Annotated in this window: 21 protein-coding genes; 16 read left to right on the top strand and 5 right to left on the bottom strand. The window is 62.6% G+C overall.

From position 1 onward, the window contains the following. Positions 1-26 precede the first annotated feature (26 nt). The 6 genes from NKI18_RS05625 (at position 27) to NKI18_RS05600 (ending at position 5,771) form a co-directional block, all read left to right on the top strand. Positions 27-575, top strand: coding sequence for a histidine phosphatase family protein (locus tag NKI18_RS05625; RefSeq protein ID WP_352454578.1), 549 nt, complete (start codon positions 27-29; stop codon positions 573-575). 213 nt (positions 576-788) lie between these two features. Continuing rightward, entirely contained in the window at positions 789-1,073 is a 285-nt protein-coding gene (locus NKI18_RS05620) for an acyl carrier protein (protein ID WP_023676462.1), read from the top strand. A 39-nt stretch (positions 1,074-1,112) separates the two neighbouring features. Beyond that, complete coding sequence (locus NKI18_RS05615) at positions 1,113-2,300, top strand: beta-ketoacyl-ACP synthase (protein ID WP_352618470.1); 1,188 nt, start codon at positions 1,113-1,115, stop codon at positions 2,298-2,300. A gap of 75 nt (positions 2,301-2,375) precedes the next feature. Next, positions 2,376-3,665: a beta-ketoacyl-ACP synthase gene (locus tag NKI18_RS05610; RefSeq protein WP_352618471.1), complete on the top strand. Its 1,290-nt coding sequence runs from the start codon at positions 2,376-2,378 to the stop codon at positions 3,663-3,665. An 83-nt stretch (positions 3,666-3,748) separates the two neighbouring features. After that, positions 3,749-4,777, top strand: a complete 1,029-nt coding sequence (locus NKI18_RS05605) for a zinc-binding dehydrogenase (protein WP_352618474.1) — start codon at positions 3,749-3,751, stop codon at positions 4,775-4,777. 1 nt (position 4,778) lies between these two features. After that, positions 4,779-5,771 carry a lipid A biosynthesis lauroyl acyltransferase gene (locus NKI18_RS05600; protein WP_352618476.1) on the top strand — a complete coding sequence of 331 codons (993 nt, stop codon included), beginning with the start codon at positions 4,779-4,781 and terminating at the stop codon, positions 5,769-5,771. A 142-nt stretch (positions 5,772-5,913) separates the two neighbouring features. Here NKI18_RS05600 and NKI18_RS05595 read toward each other — a convergent pair whose 3' ends face one another. Next, positions 5,914-6,342 carry a L,D-transpeptidase gene (locus NKI18_RS05595; RefSeq protein ID WP_023676467.1) on the bottom strand — a complete coding sequence of 143 codons (429 nt, stop codon included), beginning with the start codon at positions 6,340-6,342 and terminating at the stop codon, positions 5,914-5,916. Positions 6,343-6,564: 222 nt separating this feature from the next. Here NKI18_RS05595 and NKI18_RS05590 point away from each other — a divergent pair, with 222 nt between their 5' ends. From NKI18_RS05590 to NKI18_RS05565, 6 genes are all read left to right on the top strand, one after another. Further along, positions 6,565-7,854 (top strand): acetylornithine deacetylase/succinyl-diaminopimelate desuccinylase family protein, encoded by a 1,290-nt coding sequence (locus tag NKI18_RS05590; RefSeq protein WP_352468398.1) that lies wholly within the window; start codon positions 6,565-6,567, stop codon positions 7,852-7,854. A gap of 130 nt (positions 7,855-7,984) precedes the next feature. Next, a complete protein-coding gene (locus NKI18_RS05585; protein WP_352618478.1) occupies positions 7,985-9,463 on the top strand; it encodes an ABC transporter substrate-binding protein in 1,479 nt (492 codons plus the stop codon). A 237-nt stretch (positions 9,464-9,700) separates the two neighbouring features. Continuing rightward, positions 9,701-10,648, top strand: a complete 948-nt coding sequence (locus NKI18_RS05580) for an ABC transporter permease (protein ID WP_352618480.1) — start codon at positions 9,701-9,703, stop codon at positions 10,646-10,648. Continuing rightward, on the top strand, positions 10,645-11,514 hold the full coding sequence (locus NKI18_RS05575) for an ABC transporter permease (protein ID WP_352618482.1): 870 nt from the start codon (positions 10,645-10,647) through the stop codon (positions 11,512-11,514). Before NKI18_RS05580 ends, NKI18_RS05575 begins: the two co-directional genes overlap by 4 nt. Next, the gene (locus NKI18_RS05570; protein WP_352618486.1) at positions 11,511-13,130 is read left to right on the top strand and encodes an ABC transporter ATP-binding protein; all 1,620 of its coding nucleotides are present in this window, start codon (positions 11,511-11,513) and stop codon (positions 13,128-13,130) included. Before NKI18_RS05575 ends, NKI18_RS05570 begins: the two co-directional genes overlap by 4 nt. Before the next feature lie 441 nt (positions 13,131-13,571). Next, the gene (locus NKI18_RS05565) at positions 13,572-14,210 is read left to right on the top strand and encodes a hypothetical protein (RefSeq protein WP_352618489.1); all 639 of its coding nucleotides are present in this window, start codon (positions 13,572-13,574) and stop codon (positions 14,208-14,210) included. 53 nt (positions 14,211-14,263) lie between these two features. Here NKI18_RS05565 and NKI18_RS05560 read toward each other — a convergent pair whose 3' ends face one another. Continuing rightward, positions 14,264-14,524: a hypothetical protein gene (locus NKI18_RS05560; protein WP_352618492.1), complete on the bottom strand. Its 261-nt coding sequence runs from the start codon at positions 14,522-14,524 to the stop codon at positions 14,264-14,266. 108 nt (positions 14,525-14,632) lie between these two features. Next, a complete protein-coding gene (locus tag NKI18_RS05555; protein WP_352618495.1) occupies positions 14,633-15,064 on the bottom strand; it encodes a TerB family tellurite resistance protein in 432 nt (143 codons plus the stop codon). Between the two features lie 154 nt (positions 15,065-15,218). On the opposite strand from NKI18_RS05555, the gene NKI18_RS05550 reads away from it, so the two are divergent. From NKI18_RS05550 to NKI18_RS05540, 3 genes are all read left to right on the top strand, one after another. Further along, positions 15,219-15,389, top strand: a complete 171-nt coding sequence (locus NKI18_RS05550) for a hypothetical protein (RefSeq protein ID WP_023676480.1) — start codon at positions 15,219-15,221, stop codon at positions 15,387-15,389. A gap of 111 nt (positions 15,390-15,500) precedes the next feature. Beyond that, complete coding sequence (locus tag NKI18_RS05545; RefSeq protein ID WP_352617670.1) at positions 15,501-16,328, top strand: helix-turn-helix domain-containing protein; 828 nt, start codon at positions 15,501-15,503, stop codon at positions 16,326-16,328. Positions 16,329-16,401: 73 nt separating this feature from the next. Further along, a complete protein-coding gene (locus tag NKI18_RS05540) occupies positions 16,402-16,821 on the top strand; it encodes a VOC family protein (protein WP_352617667.1) in 420 nt (139 codons plus the stop codon). 308 nt (positions 16,822-17,129) lie between these two features. Here the strand turns inward: NKI18_RS05540 and NKI18_RS05535 are convergent, their stop codons facing one another. Beyond that, complete coding sequence (locus NKI18_RS05535; RefSeq protein WP_352617664.1) at positions 17,130-18,599, bottom strand: cobyric acid synthase; 1,470 nt, start codon at positions 18,597-18,599, stop codon at positions 17,130-17,132. Between the two features lies 1 nt (position 18,600). Then, positions 18,601-19,215 carry a dimethylsulfonioproprionate lyase family protein gene (locus NKI18_RS05530; RefSeq protein WP_353019063.1) on the bottom strand — a complete coding sequence of 205 codons (615 nt, stop codon included), beginning with the start codon at positions 19,213-19,215 and terminating at the stop codon, positions 18,601-18,603. A gap of 151 nt (positions 19,216-19,366) precedes the next feature. Here NKI18_RS05530 and NKI18_RS05525 point away from each other — a divergent pair, with 151 nt between their 5' ends. Continuing rightward, complete coding sequence (locus NKI18_RS05525; RefSeq protein ID WP_352617658.1) at positions 19,367-20,533, top strand: isobutyryl-CoA dehydrogenase; 1,167 nt, start codon at positions 19,367-19,369, stop codon at positions 20,531-20,533. The last annotated feature ends 78 nt before the right edge of the window (positions 20,534-20,611 follow it).

The following is a 20,611-nucleotide window of genomic DNA, read 5'->3' as shown; positions in this document are numbered from 1 at the left end:
TGCCGGTCACCCGAAAAGGATGTCTGATGCTTCGATTTGTGCTGGCGCTGCTGTTGCTTGCCGTTTCCGCCACAGCCCATGCGACGGAAGCCGGCTGGGCGCTGCTGCGCGACGGCGGGCATGTGGTGCTGCTTCGCCATGCCATGGTCACAGGCACCACCGATGCGGCCAATTTCGACCTCGGCAAATGCGCCACCCAGGTCAATCTCTCGGAGCGCGGCAAGCAACAGGCGCGCAAGATCGGCGCGCTGTTTGGCGCCCGCGCGGCACCGGTCGAGCGCGTGCTGTCCAGCCGTTATTGCCGCTGCCTCGAAACCGCCCGCATAGCTTTCGAAAGCGAACCGGAGCCGTTCGCACCGCTTGACCTGCTGAAGACCGACGAAAAGGAGAAGGCCGCCCAGATCGCGGCGATCCTGGCCGAGATCCGCGGCTATTCCGGCTCCGACAATCTGGTCATGGTCACGCATCTCGAAGACATCAAGGAATTGACCGGCATCTCGCCGCGCGAAGGCGAAGCCGTGGTCGTCGAGCCGCAGGGCGACGGCCTGCGCGTGCTCGGCCGCGTTACCTTCTGACCGGGCCGGTCGCTCCTCGCGTCGAGCGAGATAGGTGTTGCCAAAATGCCACTGCCACGAGAAGCCGTGGTTGGATTCCGATCTCATCTTGCTCTGCCTGGGCAGCAATCCCATCTGCGCGCGGCGCATCAGGCCTTTTCCTGCCCGGAAAAACCGATTAGACAGCCCAAAACACATGCGGACAGATTCCGCCCGCAATCGAAGGAAAAGCCCTTGTCCACCACGTTCGACAAAGTCGCCAAGATCATCGCCGACACCAGCGAGATCGACATCGAGACGATCACGCCCGAAAGCCACACCATCGACGATCTCGGCATCGACAGCCTCGACTTCCTCGACATCGTCTTTGCCATCGACAAGGAATTCGGCATCAAGGTGCCATTGGAAAAGTGGACGCAGGAGGTCAATGACGGCAAGGCCTCGACCGACGACTATTTCGTCATGAAGAACCTGTGCGCCAAGATCGACGCGCTCGTCGCCGCCAAGAACGCCATCTAAGCACTGCGCTTGACGCGCCCTCACCCACAACAGCCGCCCATGAACCCCCGCGACGTCGTCATATCAGGCATCGGCCTTGTCTCGTCGCTGGGCGAGGGTCCGGATGCGCATTGGCAAAAGCTCGTCCAGCCGCGCCTTGAGCCGGTTCTGGAGGCTTCGCGCTTCTCGCCCTATACGGTCCACCCGCTGCCGGAGATCGACTGGAACCTGCAGATCGCCAAGCGTGGCGACCAGCGGCAGATGGAGACCTGGCAGAGGCTCGGCACCTATGCGGCCGGCCTTGCGCTCGACGATGCCGGCATCAAGGGCAATGACGAACTCTGCGCGACCATGGACATGGTGGTGGCCGCCGGCGGCGGCGAGCGCGACGAGGCGGTCGACGCGGCCATTCTCGCGGCATCGGAAAGCCGCAACGACCGCGATGTGCTGCTCAACGAGAAGCTGACCACGGAATTGCGCCCGACGCTGTTTCTGGCACAACTCTCCAACCTGCTCGCCGGCAACATCTCGATCGTCCACAAGGTGACGGGATCGTCGCGCACCTTCATGGGCGAGGAAGGTGCCGGCGTTGCCGCTGTCGAGACGGCGGCCGCGCGCATCCGCTCCGGCCAGTCGACGCATATACTGGTCGGCGGCGCTTTCCAGACCGAACATTCCGACATGCTGCTCGGCTATGAACTGGCCGGCTACCTGCATCGCGGTCCGTGGACGCCGGTCTGGCAAAGGCAAGGTGCCGAAGGCGGCGGCGTGGTGACCGGATCCGGCGGCGCGTTTCTCGTCCTGGAGCAGCGCGAGCATGCGGAAAGCCGTGGCCGGAAGATCTATGCGGAACTCGGCCCGATCCTGTCCGGCCGTGCCAGGCGCCGGCGGGGCGAACTCGACGGTGAGATCGCCGCGCTGCTGAAGCAGGCCGCATTGCCGAATGGCGAGCTGCTGGCGATCTCCGGCGCTTCGGGCGCCCATGCCGCGACCGCCGCCGAGAAATCGGCGCTCGACGCCAATCCGGCGATCGCCGCACGCGGCTTTTCGACGTTGACCGGCCACATGAAGGAAGCGCAGTTCCCCTTTGCCGTTGCGCTGGCGGCCCTGGCTGTCGACCGCAAGGCCGCCTACCCTGTGTTCGACGCCACAGTCGAAAAACCGTTTGCCGGTGTCCCGAAGACCGTCCTTGCAACGGCGATCGGCTATCACCAATTCGAGGGCATGGCGCTGATCAAAGCCGCCTAGAGCATCGGACCGAAACGTGTGACGCGGTTTTCGGGCGATCCGACGCTCCAAGAGAAACAGGTTTTTGGACAACAAATGGCCAATCTGAACGACCACATGGGCAGGCCCATCGTCGCCGTCACCGGCATCGGCGTGGTGACGTCGCTCGGTGTCGGCAAAGCCGACAATTGGGCGGCGCTGACATCCGGCAAATCCGGCATCCATCCGATCAACCGCTTCCCGGTCGATCATCTCAACACCCGCATCTCCGGCATGGTCGATTTCCTGCCGTCGAGTTCCAAGGGCGCCAGTCTCCTCACCTATGAGCTTGCCGAAACCGCCGCCCAGGAAGCGATGTCGGAAGCGGGCCTCGATGCCGGCGATTTCGGCGGACCGCTTTTCCTCGCTTCGCCGCCGGTCGAGCTCGACTGGAGCGAGCGCTTTTCGCTCTACAATTCCGACAAGCCCAATAATTCAGACAGGCACGATTCCGGTGCCGAGAGGCTGCTGCGGGTGGCGCGCGGCCTCAGGGAACTCGACATCTTCGAGACCACCCAGTTCGGCTCGATTGCCGACCGGCTTGCCGACCGTTTCGGCACGCGCGGCCTGCCGATCACGCTGTCGACCGCCTGCGCTTCGGGCGCCACGGCGATCCAGCTCGGCGTCGAGGCGATCCGCCGCGGCGAATGCGACAGGGCGCTGTCGATCGGCGCCGACGGCTCGGCGACCGCCGAGGCGCTGATCCGCTTCTCGCTTCTGTCGGCGCTCTCCACCCATAACGACATCCCTGAAAAGGCCTCAAAACCCTTCTCCAAGGATCGCGACGGCTTCGTGCTCGCCGAAGGCTCGGGCGCCCTTGTGCTGGAATCGCTGGAGGCAGCACTTGCCCGCGGCGCCACCGTTCTCGGCATATTGCGCGGCTGCGGCGAAAAGGCCGACGACTTCCATCGCACCCGCTCCAAGCCGGACGGTTCGCCGGCGATCGCGGCGGTGCGCGCCGCTCTTGCCGATGCCGGCTTGAGCGAGGACGGGATCGATTATGTCAACGCCCATGGCACCTCGACGCCCGAAAACGACAAGATGGAGCATTTGTCGCTGTCGACGGTGTTCGGCGAGCGGATCTCGGCAATGCCGGTCTCGTCGAACAAGTCGATGATCGGCCATACCCTATCGGCAGCCGGTGCCGTCGAGGCTGCATTTTCGCTGATGACCATGCGCGAAAGCGTCATTCCGCCGACCATCAACTACGACAATCCCGACCCGGCGATCGTCCTCGACGTGGTGCCGAACACCAAGCGCAATGCCGAGGTCGGCACCGTCCTGTCGAACTCCTTCGGCTTTGGCGGCCAGAACACCTGCCTTGTCATGGCGCGGGAACCGGTCTAAGCGACCGTTCCGCTCTAGCACTGTTGTCGTGCGCATGATCCCTTCCGAAACGGTTCTCGGTCATGCGCAACCTGGGATCTGGCATGCGCGCATTGCAACTTATCGAGGATCGCCGGCTTGAAACGGTGGACCTGCCGCCACCGCCGCCGCCTTTGCTCGGCGAGGTGACGCTGCGCATCAAGGCCGTGGCGCTGAACCATATCGACGTCTGGGGCTGGCGCGGCATGGCCTTCGCCAAGCGCAAGCTGCCGCTGGTCGTCGGCGCCGAGGCCTCGGGCGAGGTCGAGGCGGTCGGCCCAGGCGTTTCCAGCCTTGTGACCGGGCAATTGGTGTCGATCTATGGCGCCCGCACCTGCGGGCTTTGCCGCGCCTGCCGCGAAGGCCGCGACAATCTCTGCGAGCATGTTTCGGGCGTTCACGGGTTCCATCTCGACGGCTTTGCGCAGGAAAAGATCAACCTGCCGGCGCGCCTTCTGGTCCCCGCCCCGCCCGGCGTGAGCGAAATCGGCGCGGCGGTGGCGCCTGTCACCTTCGGCACGGTCGAGCACATGCTGTTCGACAATGCCCGGCTGCAGCCCGGCGAGACGATACTGGTCCATGCCGGCGGCTCCGGCATCGGCTCCGCCGCGATTCAGCTGGCCAAGAAGATGGGCTGCACGGTCATCACCACCGTCGGCTCGAACGACAAGATCGACAAGGCCAAGGCGCTCGGCGCCGACCACGTCATCAATTACCGCGACGACCGCTTCGAAGGCATCGTGCGCAAGCTGACCAAGAAGAAGGGCGTCGACGTGGTGTTCGAGCATGTCGGCGCCGACACATTTGCCGCCTCGATGCTGTGCCTCAAACGCGGCGGTCGGCTGGTCACCTGCGGCTCGACCTCCGGCGTGTCGACGCAGATCAATTTGATGCAGTTGTTCCAGCAGCAGCTGAAGCTGCTAGGCTCGTTCGGCTGCCGCATGGAAAACATGGCTGACGCCATGCAGAAGATGGCGGCGGGCCTGGTCGCGCCGGTGATCGACACCGAGGTTGGCTTCGACGGAATCGATGCGGCGCTGAAGCGCATGGAAGGCCGCGACGTCTTCGGCAAGATCATCCTGCGCGTCGGCTGAAATGATCGGCAACGCCTTCAGGAAGATCCGCAGGGACGTGGGATTCCGCTATGGCAGGCGGCTTCGCCAGTTCAACTACTGGCTGGTCGCGCGCGTCGCGATGATCATCATCTCCGCGCTGCGCCTGCTGCCGCCCGACAGGGCGCTCAATTTCGCCGACCGCGCTGCCCGCCGCATCGGCCCTTGGGTAGCGCGCCATCAGGTTGCTGTCGACAATCTGCGCAAGGCCTATCCGGAAAAGAGCGATGCCGAGATCGAGGCGATCGCTTCCGACATGTGGGGCAACATGGCCCGCCTGGCCACCGAATACATCTTTCTCGATGCTTTGTTCGACTACGATCCCGCTGCGACGAAGCCGGGCCGTGTCGAGGTCAAGGGCGTGGAGCATTTCGTGCGCATTGCCGGCGAGGACAAGCCGCATATCGTCTTCACCGGGCATCTCGGCAATTTCGAGCTGCTGCCAGTGGCCGCGGCGACCTTCGGCATGAACATCACGGCGCTGTTTCGCCCGCCCAACAACCCTTACCTCGCCGACTACATCCTCTCGACCCGCCGCTCGAGCATGGGATCGCTGCTGCCGTCTTCGACCGGTGCCTCGTTCGCGCTTGCGGCCATCCTCGAGAAAGGCGGCAATATCGGCGTGCTGGTCGACCAGAAATTCACCGGCGGGCTCGAGACGACATTCTTCGGCCGCCCCTGCGAGAGCAACCGGGTTCTCGGCACCCTGGCGCGGCACTACGATTGCGATGTCTACCCGGCGCGCTGCGTGCGCCTGCCGAACAATCGTTTCCGGCTCGAGATCGAGGACAAGCTCACCTTGCCGCGCACCGTCGGCGGCAGTGTCGACGTCCGCGCCACCACCCAGCTTCTCAACGACGTGGTCGAGCGCTGGGTGCGCGAAGACCCCGGCCAGTGGATGTGGTTCCACAAGCGCTGGGAGATCAGCGGCCGCAAAAAGCGTCGGCCGGCGACAGTGCGCGACAAAGCCGCCTGAGCGGAACGATCTTTTTGGGCACCGGCCCTATTTTGTTCTTGCTTTGTGCCGGCAGCTATGCTACTAATTTCGATATGGTGCTATTTGGCCCGACGAACCCGCCGCCCCGGCGGGTTTTTTATTGCGGGCCGAGGAGCAGGCCCTAATTCGTCACGAGGATCCGCGTATTGCCGAAGCCGGCTTTGCGCACCATCGAATAGAACGCGGCGGCATTGCTGGGGTGGAGGCGCACACAGCCATGCGATGCCGGGCGCCCCAATTGCCGGATCGCGCCGGTGCCGTGGATAGCATAGCCGCCGCGGAAGAACACCGAATAGGGCATCGGCGACATGTCGTATTTGCGCGAATACCACATCCGGGCCGTCCGCTGTGGACGATAGCTGCCGCGCGGCGTGATGTAGCCTTTGCGGGCGGTGGAAACGCTCCACCGGTAATACGAAAGCCCGTATCTTACCGTCATCGTCTGTGAGGAAATATCGATGTTCGCGACCAGGCTGGCCGCCCGGCTCTCGAACGACGAACCGAACAGCATCGCCATCAATGCCGCTGCCATGAGAACAGTGTTTTTCATGCAATCAAACCCCTTTGATGCCCCTTGCCTGCCTGCCGTCACGCTGTTCTCCAACGTTTTGATGGCAAGCCAGCGAGCTAACACCTACTCCCTGACGATTTCACCAATCCAAAGCAGCGAATTTGAACGATTTCCCGCAATAGTTGCCGTAACGACACGCAATCGCCTCGCAATTCGCCATCGGGCTTGCAAAACCCCCTCATCCGCTGCTCAATTCGCCGAATGAACGAACCGAACGAACGGCTCCTCAAGGCTATCGATGACCGAGCCGATGATCTGGTTGCACTGACTGCGGATCTGATCCGCTTTCCGACCATCAATCCGCCCGGCGAAGCCTATCGGCCATGTGCCGAATATATCGGCGCGCGGCTGAAGAAGCGTGGTTTTGAGATCGAATTCATCCGTGCCGAGGGCACGCCTGGCGACACTGACCGTTACCCGCGCGTCAACGTCGTCGCCCGCTTCGATGGCCGGGCGCCGGGTGCTTGCGTGCACTTCAATTCGCATATCGACGTGGTCGAGCCCGGCGACGGCTGGAGCCTCGATCCGTTCGCCGGCATCGTCAGGGATGGCAAGGTCTATGGCCGCGGCGCTTGTGACATGAAAGGCGGGCTTGCCGCCTCGATCATCGCCGCTGAAGCCTTCATGGAGGTCTTTCCCGATTTTCCCGGCGCCATCGAGATTTCAGGCACCGTCGACGAGGAGTCCGGCGGCTTTGGCGGCGTCGCGCATCTGGCAAAGCTCGGCTATTTCTCCAGACCGAAGGTCGACCACGTCATCATTCCCGAGCCGCTCAACAAGGATCGCATCTGCCTTGGCCATCGCGGCGTCTGGTGGGCGGAGATCGAGACCAAGGGCGAGATCGCGCACGGCTCGATGCCGTTCCTCGGCGACAATGCGGTGCGCCATATGGGCGCCGTGCTGCGGGCCTTCGAGGACGAATTGTTTCCGGCGCTCGACCGCAAGATGACGCGCATGCCGGTCGTGCCCGAAGGCGCAAAACGCTCGACCATGAACATCAACTCGATCCATGGCGGCCAGACGGAAGATTTCCGGCCCGGCCTGCCCTCGCCCAACGTGCCCGATTCCTGCCGGCTTACAATCGACCGCCGCTTCCTGCTCGAAGAGGATCTCGCTACGGTCAAGAGCGAGGTGACCGATATCCTGGAACGGCTGAAGCGCGAGCGCAAAAAGTTCGACTACGAAATCCGCGATCTGATGGAAGTGCTGCCGCTGATGACCGAGCGCGACGCACCGGTGGTGAAGGCGGTCGCGCAAGGCATCATGGAGATATTCGACCGCGAACCGGATTACGTGATTTCGCCCGGCACCTACGACCAGAAGCACATCGCCCGCATCGGCCACATCTATGACTGCATCGCCTATGGCCCGGGCATCCTCGATCTCGCCCACCGGCCCGATGAATGGGTCGGCATTGCCGACATGCTGGACTCGGCGAAGGTGATGGCCATCGGCCTCGACGTGCTGCTGAGGGGCGCCGGCCCGCGATGATCCGGCCATGGGCGGAAAAACATTCCTCCCGACGTCGGCGGACGGTACGAAACGCAATTTACTCGGCGGCGAATTCACGCTTCTATCCGCCGGGTTTTGAGCACGTGTTTTAGCATATGGGGAGTTGCAGATGAAATTGTGGAAAACCATTCTGGCCGCCGCGGCGCTGGCGTTGGCCGCCGGAACCTCGGCGATGGCCGCGCGCACCGACCTGGTCATCGGCATTACGCTCGAACCCCCGCATCTCGACCCGACCGCGGGTGCCGCCGCGGCAATCGACGAGGTACTCTATGCCAATGTCTTCGAGGGCCTGACCCGCATCGGCCCGAACGGCGAGGTGCTGCCCGATCTCGCCGAAAGCTGGAGCATTTCCGACGACGGCAAGGTCTACACTTTCAAGCTGCATACAGGCGTGAAATTCCATGACGGCAGCGACTTCAACGCCGACGACGTGAAATTCTCGCTCGATCGTGCCCGCGCCGACAATTCCGTCAACGCGCAAAAGAGCCTGTTCGCCGCCATCGACAAGGTCGAGGTCGTCGATCCCACGACGGTGAATGTCACGCTGAGGAACCCGCAAGGCTCGTTCCTCTACAATATGGGCTGGGGCGACGCGGTTATCGTCGCGCCTGAGACAGCCGACACCAACAAGGAAAAACCGATCGGCACCGGCCCGTTCAAATTCCAGAACTGGGCCAAGGGCTCGTCGATCACGCTGGTCAAGTCGGAAAATTACTGGGGCGCCCCGGTGTTCCTCGACAAGGCCGAGTTCCGCATCATTCCGGATGCCGCCGCCGCCGTTCCGGCGCTGCTTTCCGGCGACGTTCAGGCCTTTCCGTTCTTCGACCCCGACAGCGTCGCCCAGGTCAAGGACGATCCACGCTTCAAGGTGGTGATCGGCTCGACCGAGGGTGAAACCATCCTGTCGATCAACAACAAGAAGCCGCCCTTCGACAAGCTGCAGGTCAGGCAGGCGATTTCCTTTGCGCTCGATCGCAAGGCGATCATCGACGGCGCCTCGGCCGGCCTCGGCGTGCCGATCGGCTCGCACATGTCGCCCGCCAGCAAGGCCTATGTCGACCTCACCGGCCTCTATCCGCACAATGTGGAGAAGGCCAAGGAATTGCTGAAGGAAGCCGGCCTGGAGAATGGCTTCAAGGCGACGCTCAAGCTGCCGCCGCCCTCCTATGCGCGGCTTGGTGGCGAGATCATCGCCTCGGAGCTTCGCGAAATCGGCATCGATCTCGAGATCATCCCGGTCGAATGGGCGCAGTGGCTGGACCAGGTCTTCACCAAGAAGGATTACGACCTGACCATCGTTTCCCACACCGAGCCCAATGACATCGATATCTATTCGCGCAAGGACTATTACTTCAACTACGACAATCCGGCCTTCGACAAGATCATCGACGAGCTGAACCTTACCTCCGATGAGGCCAAGCGCACGACGCTGCTCGGCGAGGCGCAGAAGGTCCTGGCAGATGACGCCGTGGTCGGCTTCCTCTACGAATTGCCGAAGGTCGGCGTCTGGGACGCCAAACTGCAGGGCCTATGGGAAAACGCCCCGATCCAGGCCAATGACCTGACCAAGGTGAAGTGGACGGATTGAGCCGCTGACAGAAGGGCGAAAGTTGCACTCCGTCACACCCCCCTCTGTCCTGCCGGACATCTCCCCCTCAAGGGGGGAGATTGAGCCCTCACCGCCGCTTTCGCTAACCACTAGCGTTGCAAGGACAGTGCCGGCGTTGAAACTGCCAATCTCCCCCCTTGAGGGGGAGATGTCCGGCAGGACAGAGGGGGGTGGGCGGGAACGCAAGCTTCGCCCAGTGCTTGCATCAGGCAGCTCATGACCGCCTACCTCCTCAAGCGCCTCGTCATCGCCATCGTCACGCTGGTTCTGGCCTCGATCGTGGTCTTTGCCGTGCTGGAGATCATTCCCGGCGACCCGGCGCGGCTGATGCTTGGCCTGAACGCCAGCGCCGACCAGATCGAATTGCTGCGCAACCAGATGGGTCTCAACGCTCCCGTCGTGCTGCGCTACCTGCATTGGGCCGGCGGCTTGCTGAGCCTCGATTTCGGCCGTTCCTACACCTATTCGGTGCCGGTCATCGATCTTGTCCGCGAGCGCCTCGTCGTCTCGCTGCCGCTGGCACTGATGGCGCTGGCGCTGTCCACCGTCATTGCCATCCCGGTCGGGCTGTTTTCCGCCAGCAGACGCGGCCGGGCCGGCGACACGATTGCGATGGGTGCCGCCCAGCTTGGCGTCGCCGTGCCCAATTTCTGGTTTGCGCTGATGCTGATCTACCTGTTCGCCGTCTGGCTGCGGCTGGTGCCGGGCGGCGGCTTTCCCGGCTGGAGCGCCGGCGTCTGGCCAGCGCTGAAGTCGCTGCTCCTGCCGGCAGTCGCTCTCGCTCTGCCGCAGGCGGCGATCCTCGCCCGGGTCACCCGCTCGGCACTGATCGAAGTGCTGAACGAGGACTACATCCGCACTGCCCGCGCCAAGGGCCTGCCCTATCGCCTTGTCTTGTGGCAGCACGCACTGCGCAACGCCATGATCCCGGTGGTCACGATTTTAGGCCTGCAATTCGCCTTCCTGCTTGCCGGCACCATCATCATCGAAAACGTCTTCTATTTGCCCGGCCTCGGGCGGCTGGTGTTCCAGGCGATCAACCAGCGTGACCTGATCGTGGTCGAGAGTGTCGTCATGCTGCTGGTCGCCGCGGTCATCGTCGTCAATTTCGTTGTCGATCTCTCCTATGCGGTGGTCGATCCGCGCCTGAGAGGCCGGCAATGACGCTGCACATCGACATCCCGGACGAGAACCTTGCCGGCATCCTGACCAAGGCGTTTCGAAACCGTTCGTTCCTCGCCGGCTTCGTCATCACCGCACTGGTGGCCGCGGTCGCGATCCTTTCCTTCTTCTGGACGCCTTACGATGTCACCAGGCTGGTCATATCCGACAAGACCCAGGCGCCATCGCTGGCGCACTGGTTCGGCACCGACCATTTCGGTCGCGACATCCTGTCGATGATCATGGTCGGCGCCCGCAACTCGATCGCCGTGGCGCTGGTGGCGGTCGGCATCGGCATGGGCGTCGGCGTGCCGCTCGGCGCCTTCGCCGCAGCGCGCGGCGGCATCGCCGATGACGTGCTGATGCGGCTGAACGACCTGGTCTTTGCCTTTCCGGCGCTGCTTTCGGCAATCATGATCACCGCCATCTTCGGGCCGGGCGCGTTCAACGCCATCATTGCCATCGGCATTTTCAACATCCCGGTCTTCGCGCGCGTCGCCCGGGCCGGCGCCTTGGCGATCTGGCCGCGCGAATTCATCCTCGCCGCCCGCGCCGCCGGCAAGAGCAGGACGCTGATCAGCATCGAACATGTGCTGCCCAACATCGCCACGCTGCTGCTGGTGCAAGGCACCATCCAGTTCGCGCTGGGCATACTGGCCGAAGCCGGGCTTTCCTATGTCGGGCTGGGCACGCAGCCGCCGATGCCGAGTTGGGGCCGCATGCTGTTCGATGCCCAGACCCGCATGGTGGTGGCGCCGTGGATGGCGATCTTTCCGGGCATGGCGATCGTCATCACCGTGCTTGGCCTGAACCTGCTTGGCGACGGCATTGCCGACATTCTCGATCCGAAATCGCGGCGGCAGCGATGAGCCTGCTCGAAATCGAGAAGCTGTCGCTGACCATCGGCGGCACGCCCATCCTCAGGGACATCGAGCTGTCCGTCGCGCCCGGCGAAGTCATGGGGCTGGTCGGCGAATCCGGCTCCGGCAAGTCGATGACGGCGCTCACCGTGATGCAGCTCCTGCCGTGGGCGGCACGCGCAACCGGACGCGTTACCTTCGACGGCATCGACATCCTGGCGGCGAGCGAGGACCAGATGTGCGCACTGCGCGGCGACGACATCGGCATGGTGTTCCAGGAGCCGATGACGGCGCTCAACCCGGTCAAGACCATCGGCGAGCAGGTTGCCGAGGGTATTCGCTGGCACACCAGGGCGAGCCGCGCCGACGCCGAGGAACGGGCGCGAAAAATGCTCGACCGGGTCGGCTTGCCGGCGGCGCAGTTCCCGCTGTCGCGTTATCCGCATGAGCTGTCCGGAGGCCAGCGCCAGCGCGTCGTCATCGCCATCGCCTGTGCGCTGAAGCCCAAGCTGCTGATCGCCGACGAACCGACGACCGCGCTCGACGTGGTGCTGCAGGCGCAGATCCTCGACCTTTTGCGCGACCTCGTAGCGGAAAACCGCATGGGCCTGCTGCTGATCTCGCACGACCTCGCCGTGGTGACCGAGATGGCGGACCGCATCACCATCCTGCGACATGGCGAGGTGATGGAGGCCGGCGACACGGCGCGCATTCTGTCCGGACAGCTTCATCCCTATACGCGCCAGCTGGCGCAGGCCTCGATGCATGTGCCCGCGCGGGCTAGGCACAGCGTCGGCCAAGGAAAACCTCTGGTTGAGGTAGACAGCGTGACGCGCGACTATCCGGCACGGCGCACATCGCTGCTCAAGCGAGGGGCTCCCATCCGAGCCGTCGACGATGTTTCTTTCTCGATGGCGCCCGGCCAGTCGGTGGCGCTCGTCGGGCGTTCCGGCTGTGGCAAGTCGACGCTTGCTCGCATGATTCTGGCACTGGACAAGCCGACGGCCGGTACGATCCGCTTCCGCGGCGATACCCTCACCGGCAAGAGTGAGGCGGAGCTGAAGCCGGCACGGCGCGACATGCAGGTCGTGTTCCAGGACCCGTACGGCTCGTTCGACCCACGCCAGAAGGTCGAGAGACTGGTGGCCGAGCCGCTGCATGTGCTGGAGAAGAAGCCGTCGCCCGCCGCGCGGCGCGAGATGGTGGCGCATGCGCTGCACGAGGTCGGCCTCTCACCAGGCGACATGGACAAATACCCGCACGAGTTTTCGGGCGGCCAGCGCCAGCGCCTGTCGATCGCCCGCGCCATCATCACCCGGCCGAAGCTGGTCGTCGCCGACGAGCCCGTCTCGGCGCTCGACGTCTCGATCCGCGCCCAGATCCTCGATCTGTTCGCCGACCTCAACCAGAAGCTCGGCATCGCCTATCTGTTCATCACCCATGATCTGACCGTCGCCCGCGCCATCACCGACGAGGTGATGGTCATGCATGACGGCAAGATCGTCGAGCGCGGCAGGACGAACGAAGTGCTCGACCACCCGCAGTCCGAGGCGGCCAAGGCGCTGGTCACTGCTGCTCCAGACCTGCACCGGGCGATTGCAAAACGGCTGCACGAACAGGGGTGAGCGACTTCGTGGCGGGGCTTAGCGTCTTTCCCTTCTCCCCTTGTGGGCTAGTGATGATAATGTAATTGCACCTGGTAAATACAATTTATCTGTCAGACCGCACATTACTGTAAAGGCTGGACTTCTGGAATAAAGCAGGAGATTTGTTCCTTGATAAGTGGTAATGCTAGCATGAACATGAATAAGCATCAGGGGCAATACCAAATTGATAACACTGGTGTTCCGGGCACAACGTTGGAAGCTGATGGAACGTTAGTATCTGGGCGGACCATTCATCCGGGGAGGAGCCCCACGACTGGTGAAGGAGGGATGTCACTGGGTTGTTTGGTGGCGAACACTAAAGACTATAAATCGCTTATGAATTCAATCGGCCCGAACAAGGTGAGTAGTGCGAGTTTACAGGTAAATGATTTCCCAATTGGTCCGTGAGGAGTTGATATCATGCATTTTAAAATAGCATTGCAAATTGCCGGATTTGTTGCAATTTGGTTTTTCGGAGGATCGACCCAGATGCAGGCCGGCGGTACTGTGCCATCAACTCCTGAGATACTGAACTGTTCCAATGGAATCTTTGCCGATAATTGGCCCTTCACTTGGCGAGGAGTTGAAGAGCAATGTATATCACGCGTAACCTCGCAAACTGCGAAGGAGTTCATAGACTGGGATACGAAAGCTGAAGAATTTAATGAGGATACTGGTGCACTTTACCTTTTTATATGGGCAAGATTGATTGATAAGCATCTTGCGACTCCATTGCAATTGGACGAGAGAACGAAAGATTTTGATCAAATAACTCGATCGCTTACGGACTCTTATGTTGGCATTTACGACGGTATTGAAAAGTTGCAGGAAGAATTGAAAATGTCTTTGGCCCAAAAAGGGGGTGGGCATGCGAATTTGCTCTATGCGATAAGGTTTTTAGGTTTAGTCCCAATTGAGCACGCGCGGCCCACCATTTTGTTCCTGAAGAATCTGGTTGATCTTGACACCCACACCATTAAGGTCACGGGACAATACGGGGAAGAGATTGTAGAAATGCAAGAGTTGTTGGATTATCGGGCCAGTGCACAAGGTCGTTAGTTGCCATTCGGAATTTCGGTGACAGTGCACTTTTTATCACGTTCGCCGGGCTGTCACTCTGTGTAGATCGACCGGAAATACAGTGACGTGCACTTTTCAGCAAACTCGCGCGCCAGGATGTCACGATCGGCACGCTGACCCACACCACGACCAGCGTGCGCGATGCCTCCGGCCAGACGCTGCACCCAGTACCTGCCGGTGCAGCTCGACTTCGGCACGGCGGCCGCCCCGCTGCAATACACAGCCGGCAACAAACTGCTCTCGGCTTCCGGCTTCATCACCTCGACCGTGTATGAAGCCGACGGCCAGACCAAGTCGATCGCCTATTCGAGCGAGGTCACGACAAGCTTCCTTTATTCGCCAACCCGCCGCTGGCTGACCCGCGTCACCACGGCCAAGGGCGCCACGATCCAGCCGATGCCTCAGCCTTGCGGCTTCACCACATCGGCCGGGCTGATGTCGAGCAAATCGAGCGTGCGGCGCAACAGCTGCATTTCGCTCCCGGCGAGTTGCGAATCGGCCTTGGCGATTTCGGCCATGTGGCGGGCGAGCAGCTTGCGCCGTTCGACGTCGAGGTCGCGAAACTGCGCGATTGCCTGCGAGCTGTTGGTCTCGTAGCCGAAATCGTTGAGGTATTCGATGACACTGTCGATGCTGGTTTCGGGTATGCCGAAGGCGTCCCGGCAGATACGCCTGAAGGCGGTCATCTCGCTTTCGCTGACCGAACCGTCGGCCAGGATCATGCGGAACAGCATGAGCAGCTCCGCCGACAGCACAGGATCGTCCGCGACCTTGCGCACGCCGGGGTCGCCGTCGAAGATCGAGCGTATCTGGTCCAGCAATCCCATCGCCATCAGCCCCTTCCGATTCGTTCGGAAGGTAGCGCGGAATCGGATTTGCGCAAACGGGGTGCGAATGGTGGAAAAGCCGCCTGCGTGCACTCATTGGTGTGTGACCGCGCGACTGATAGTATGCCGTTGTACGAATCATGTTGAGGAGGGACCGAACATGAATCTCAGTGCGCCTACCCAGCTTATTTTCATTATATCTCTTGTCATCGCCATCATCGGCGTTCTCGCCGCGCTTGGCGTTCTTGCGTTTATCCCTTTGAATGCCGCGTGGATTGTCGTCATCGCCTACATCGTGCTGGCCGCCGGCTGCCTGATGCGCGGCGCCTAAACACGTCCAGACAATTCAGAATCTCAGGCAACTCGGAGCGCCCGGCCAAAAGCCGGGCGCTTTTGATTCCGACGGATGGTCTGTTAAAGTCGCGTGGCGGAAGGAAAGCGCATGCCCGACAGCGAAGACGGCAGCCGCCACGAAAGCCCAGGGCTCGATCGGTTTGAGATGGTGCGGCGCGCGCCGAGCCATCGGCTTCAGGGCGCCGTCACCGACATGTGCGGCTTTCGCGAAACCATGCCAGGCCATTTCCGCGCCATCGAATATGCCTCGCTGACCGTGCCACTGGTCATCAGCTTTGCCGAACCCTTTGCCATCGGGCTCGGCCATGACCCGGGCGACAATGACCGCTTCGCCAGTTTTGCCGCCGGCCTTTATGCCGGGCCGGTAGTGATCGAATCCTGCGGCGGCGCCTGCTGTGTGCAGATCAATTTCACCCCGCTCGGCGCTCGTCGCTTCTTCGGCCGGCCGATGAGCGAACTGACCGACCGCATGGTCGGCCTGGATGACGTGCTCGGCGTCGAAGGCATCGCGCTTCGCGAAAGGCTTGGCAATGGGCCGGATTGGAGCACACGCTTTGCCATCGCCGAAGCCTTCGTCGGTGATCGGTTGGCAACCGCGGACCGCACTCAGGCCGAAATGGTCTGGGCCTATGAGACGATCGTCTCGACGCGTGGGCGGACCCGCATCTCGACGCTGGCCGAAAAGCTTGGCTGGAGCCGCAAGCATCTTACCGGAAAATTTTCGGACGCTATCGGCACCGGCCCAAAAACGCTGTCGCGCATCGTCCGCTTCAACCATGCGCTTGGGCTGTCGAGACAGGCCAACAGCGATTGGGCCGACATCGCCGCCGACTGCGGCTATGCCGACCAGGCGCATCTGGTGCGCGAGTTCCGCGACCTCGCAGGCGTCACGCCGACCACTGTCGCCGCGAGGTAACATTTCTTCAAGACGCGCAACCGGCCTTCGCGCAGACTGGGTTGATCGACCAACCCGCTGAAGGAGATCAGCCATGCCGAACACCACTGAACCACCGCGGCTTTATCCGGCGCTGCGCTGCAGGAATGCCGGCAAGATGATCGACTGGCTGTGCGAGGCCTTCGGCTTCAGCGTTCGCGCCCGCTATGGCGAAGGTGACGTGGTGCACCACGCCGAACTCGCTTTCGGCTCTTCGATCGTCATGCTCGGCACGGCGCGCGACGACGCCTATGGCAAGATGGTCGGCGCGCCGGGTTCGGGTGGCGGCAAGTCGATCTACGTTGCGGTCGCTGACGCAGACGCGGCATACGCGCGGGCAAAGACCGCCGGCGCCGAGATTCTGGAAGAACTCACCGACCGCGACTATGGCAGCCGCGAATTCATCTGCCGCGATCCGGAAGGCAACGTCTGGTCGTTCGGCACCTACTGGCCGAAGGCTGACGAGAAAGCATGAACTGGTAGCGCTGCACATTCGGGATTGGCCGAAGCCTCCCAATTTCGTCATCCCTGGGCGGAGCAGGAGCGAAGCTCCGTCGCGGAGACCCTGGGATCCATGCCGTGACCTTGGCCGAGGAGCCAGCGGAGCAGAATTCTGCGCCGGAGCGGCGCTCCGAAGTCAGGGCATGGATCCTGGGGTCTGCGCCGCGTCGCTTCGCTCCTTGCTCCGCCCCAGGATGACGAAGCCATGGACGTTTCCGCTAATCGCCAAGGCATGTGATCCGTCGAAGCCAACGACCCGTGCAAAACTTCCGCGCAAAGTATCTAACGCGCCAGCCCAAAAATCGCGTCGCAGTCGAGGTGGGTTTCCAGTTCGGCTGCGATCTCGTCCAGTGCCCGTTCGACCTCGGCGCGGTAGTCGATGCCGCCGCCCTTGACGCCGAGGCTTTCGAGGAATTTCGCCCGGAAGGCATCGGCGGAAAACAGCCCGTGCATATAGGTGCCCAGCACCTTGCCGTCGGTCGAGATGGCGCCGTCATCGATGCCGTTGATAACGGCGGACGGCCGTAGCGTATCCGGACCGGTGGTGCGGCCGAGATGGATCTCGTAGCCCTCGAGCGGCAGATCGAACGGCACCGAGCGCGCGCTGACGTTGCGCACCGTCTTTTCCGGCTCAATCACCGTTTCGACGTCGAGCAGGCCGAGGCCTTGCGTCTCGGTAACGCTGCCCTCGATGCCGTCGGGATCGCGCACGACATGGCCGAGCATCTGGAAGCCGCCGCAAATGCCGACGATTTGGCCACCGCGTTTCCTATGCGCGGCAAGGTCGCAGTCCCAGCCGTTCTCGCGAAATTTCAGGAGATCGCCGATCGTCGACTTCGAGCCGGGAATGACCACCAGACCCGCATCTTCGGGCAAGCGCTCACCAGGCGGCACGAACACCACCTCGACCTGCGGTTCGGCCTTGAGCGGGTCGAGATCGTCGAAATTGGCGATGCGCGAGAGCACCGGCACGGCGATCTTCAGCGCGCGCTTCTCGCCGGACGCCAACCGTTCGAGCACGACGGAATCTTCCGATGGCAGCCGCGCCGCCGCCTTCAGCCACGGCACGACGCCAAAACAGCGCCAGCCGGTGAATTTTTCGATCGCCTTGATGCCGTCTTCGAACAGCGAGACGTCGCCACGGAACTTGTTGATGAGGTAGCCGACGATCATGCGCCGGTCCTCCTCCGGCAGGATCAGATGGGTGCCGGCGACCGAGGCGATGACGCCGCCGCGATCGATATCGCCGACCAGGATCACCGGCACGCCGGCGCGCGTCGCAAAGCCCATATTGGCAATGTCGCGGCTCCTGAGATTGATCTCGGCCGGCGAGCCGGCGCCCTCGACAATGACCAGATCGGCGCCCTCGCCGACCTTTGCCCAGGAGTCCAGCACCGCATCCATCAGCCGGCCCTTCAGCGCCTGGTAGTCGCGCGCCCGCGCCTCGCCGAACACCTTGCCCTGCACGACGACTTGAGCGCCGACATCGGTCTGCGGCTTGAGCAGCACCGGGTTCATGTGGACGGTCGGCGCCACGCCGCAGGCGATCGCCTGCAGCCATTGGGCGCGGCCGATCTCGCCGCCGCCTGAATCGCCCGGAATATCGGCGACGGCCGCGTTGTTCGACATGTTCTGCGGCTTGAACGGCCGCACTTTCAAGCCGCGCTTCTTCGCCGCGCGGCAGAGGCCGGCAACCAGCACCGTCTTGCCGACATCCGAACCCGTGCCCTGCAGCATGATCGCCTTGGCCATATCAGTCCCTGCCCTGCGCAACGGTTGCGGTGATCGTTGGCTTGGCCGCCAGTGGCCCACCACGCCAGAGATAGAGCGCCAGCAGCGGCTCTTTGCCGGTGCGCATGGCGTGGTTGATGTCAGAGGCATGGTGGATCACCTCGCCCGCCGATCGAAGGTGAAAACCGCCATCGCCCATGCGCCATTCGGTGCCGCCGGTCAGCGGGATGTAGATCTCCTCCGCGACATGGTGATGATCGGGGTAGACGATGTCGGGTCCAAGGATCAGCAGGCCGGCCGCAACCTCTTCATTGACGAAATGCCCGCGTGTACCGAACACCTCCAGCCAGCCGTAATTGTCGATGAAAATCTTGCCGAAATCCGCCTCGCCATAGGTTTGCCCCCAGCGCAGATCGCCGCGACGCTCCGCAACCAGCCGCGCCAGCGGCTTGGCCGCAGCGGGAGCGAGTTCGACGATACGGTCGAGCTGAAGGAGACAAGGCAGTGCATGCGGTTCGAGCGGCCGGCTTGGCATGTCCCAGCCGATTCGGGCCACGGCGTCGCGCACCAGCGCATCATCGAGCGTCTGGAGATAGGCATGGAAGCGTCCAAGCAGTTCGTCGAAAGTTGTCGTCACACTTTGCTCCAAAGCGCATTCGCACACAGCCGCTGCCCAGATGGTTGGATGGAGACGATCGGGTTGCGCGGCGGCATCATTGGTCTAGATTGGACTGCGCGCAAAGCCAAAAACGACAGGCCAGCAGGCCGGAAACATCAGGGAGCACGCCATGGACGCCGCTGTCGATGCGGGCACCAGCCAGTTCGAACTCAACGAAGACCAGCGCGCCATCCAGGCGATGGCGCAAGCCTTCGCCGCCGACCGTGTGGCGCCGAATGCGCTCGACTGGGATCGCAACAAGTATTTCCCCGCCGATGTGATCCGCGAGACAGGTCCGCTCGGCCTTGGCGGCATCTATGTCCGCGACGACGTCGGCGGCTCGGGGCTCGGCCGGCTCGACGCCGTGCTGATCTTCGAGGCGCTTTCGCGTGCCGATCCGGCGTTTTCCGCCTTCATCTCGATCCACAATATGGCGGCATCGATGATCGACCGCTTCGGCAGCGACGAACAGCGCCGGCGCTTCCTGCCGAAACTGACCTCGATGGAATGGCTGGCCAGCTACTGCCTGACCGAGCCGGGCTCGGGATCCGATGCTGCGGCGCTGAAGACGCGCGCGGTCAAAAGCGGCGGCGATTATGTGCTGAACGGCGCCAAGCAGTTTATCTCCGGTGCCGGCGACAGCGACCTCTATGTCGTCATGGCGCGCACCGGCGCCGACGGGCCGAAAGGCATTTCCACCTTCGTCGTGCCGAACGATGCGCCGGGCCTTTCCTTCGGCGCCAACGAGCACAAGATGGGCTGGCACATGCAGTCGACCCGCCAGGTCGTCTTCGAGGATTGCAAGGTGCCCGCCGAAAACCTTTTGTCGGCCGAAGGCGCCGGCTTCGGCATCGCCATGGCCGGGCTCGACGGCGGCCGGTTGAACATCGCCGCCTGTTCGCTCGGCGGCGCGCAATCGGCACTCGACAAGGCGCTCGCCTACACCGCCGAGCGCAAGGCTTTCGGCTCGAAGATCAACCAGTTCCAGGCGCTGCAGTTCAAGCTCGCCGACATGGAGACCGAACTGCAGGCAGCGCGCGTTTTCCTTTACACCGCCGCTTCGAAGCTCGACCGCAACGCGCCGGATGCCTCGAAATGGTCGGCGATGGCGAAGCGCTTCGTCACCGACACCGGCTTCAATGTCGCCAACGACGCCCTGCAGCTGCACGGCGGCTATGGTTATCTGCACGATTACGGCATCGAGAAGCTGGTGCGCGACCTGCGCGTCCACCAGATCCTCGAAGGCACCAACGAGATCATGCGCGTCATCATCGCTCGCGCCCTGATCGGACGGTAGAGAATTAGTGAATAGTGAATAGTGAATGGTGAATGGTGAATGGTGAGGCTATCATATAGACCATGAGTAATACATGAT

It is taken from the genome of Mesorhizobium sp. M0800 (genome assembly GCF_040320095.1).
GTDB lineage: Bacteria > Pseudomonadota > Alphaproteobacteria > Rhizobiales > Rhizobiaceae > Mesorhizobium.
This window is presented reverse-complemented; position numbering and strand designations above follow the sequence as displayed.

What these genes read in the sequence shown, in the direction of transcription:
- NKI18_RS05625 (WP_352454578.1), top strand. Translation starts at nt 27, where the DNA reads ATGCTTCGATTTGTGCTGGCGCTGCTGTTGCTTGCCGTTTCCGCCACA.
- NKI18_RS05615 (WP_352618470.1), top strand. Translation starts at nt 1,113, where the DNA reads ATGAACCCCCGCGACGTCGTCATATCAGGCATCGGCCTTGTCTCGTCG.
- NKI18_RS05610 (WP_352618471.1), top strand. Translation starts at nt 2,376, where the DNA reads ATGGCCAATCTGAACGACCACATGGGCAGGCCCATCGTCGCCGTCACC.
- NKI18_RS05605 (WP_352618474.1), top strand. Translation starts at nt 3,749, where the DNA reads ATGCGCGCATTGCAACTTATCGAGGATCGCCGGCTTGAAACGGTGGAC.
- NKI18_RS05600 (WP_352618476.1), top strand. Translation starts at nt 4,779, where the DNA reads ATGATCGGCAACGCCTTCAGGAAGATCCGCAGGGACGTGGGATTCCGC.
- NKI18_RS05595 (WP_023676467.1), bottom strand. Translation starts at nt 6,342, where the DNA reads ATGAAAAACACTGTTCTCATGGCAGCGGCATTGATGGCGATGCTGTTC.
- NKI18_RS05590 (WP_352468398.1), top strand. Translation starts at nt 6,565, where the DNA reads ATGAACGAACCGAACGAACGGCTCCTCAAGGCTATCGATGACCGAGCC.
- NKI18_RS05585 (WP_352618478.1), top strand. Translation starts at nt 7,985, where the DNA reads ATGAAATTGTGGAAAACCATTCTGGCCGCCGCGGCGCTGGCGTTGGCC.
- NKI18_RS05580 (WP_352618480.1), top strand. Translation starts at nt 9,701, where the DNA reads ATGACCGCCTACCTCCTCAAGCGCCTCGTCATCGCCATCGTCACGCTG.
- NKI18_RS05575 (WP_352618482.1), top strand. Translation starts at nt 10,645, where the DNA reads ATGACGCTGCACATCGACATCCCGGACGAGAACCTTGCCGGCATCCTG.
- NKI18_RS05570 (WP_352618486.1), top strand. Translation starts at nt 11,511, where the DNA reads ATGAGCCTGCTCGAAATCGAGAAGCTGTCGCTGACCATCGGCGGCACG.
- NKI18_RS05565 (WP_352618489.1), top strand. Translation starts at nt 13,572, where the DNA reads ATGCATTTTAAAATAGCATTGCAAATTGCCGGATTTGTTGCAATTTGG.
- NKI18_RS05555 (WP_352618495.1), bottom strand. Translation starts at nt 15,064, where the DNA reads ATGGCGATGGGATTGCTGGACCAGATACGCTCGATCTTCGACGGCGAC.
- NKI18_RS05550 (WP_023676480.1), top strand. Translation starts at nt 15,219, where the DNA reads ATGAATCTCAGTGCGCCTACCCAGCTTATTTTCATTATATCTCTTGTC.
- NKI18_RS05545 (WP_352617670.1), top strand. Translation starts at nt 15,501, where the DNA reads ATGCCCGACAGCGAAGACGGCAGCCGCCACGAAAGCCCAGGGCTCGAT.
- NKI18_RS05540 (WP_352617667.1), top strand. Translation starts at nt 16,402, where the DNA reads ATGCCGAACACCACTGAACCACCGCGGCTTTATCCGGCGCTGCGCTGC.
- NKI18_RS05535 (WP_352617664.1), bottom strand. Translation starts at nt 18,599, where the DNA reads ATGGCCAAGGCGATCATGCTGCAGGGCACGGGTTCGGATGTCGGCAAG.
- NKI18_RS05525 (WP_352617658.1), top strand. Translation starts at nt 19,367, where the DNA reads ATGGACGCCGCTGTCGATGCGGGCACCAGCCAGTTCGAACTCAACGAA.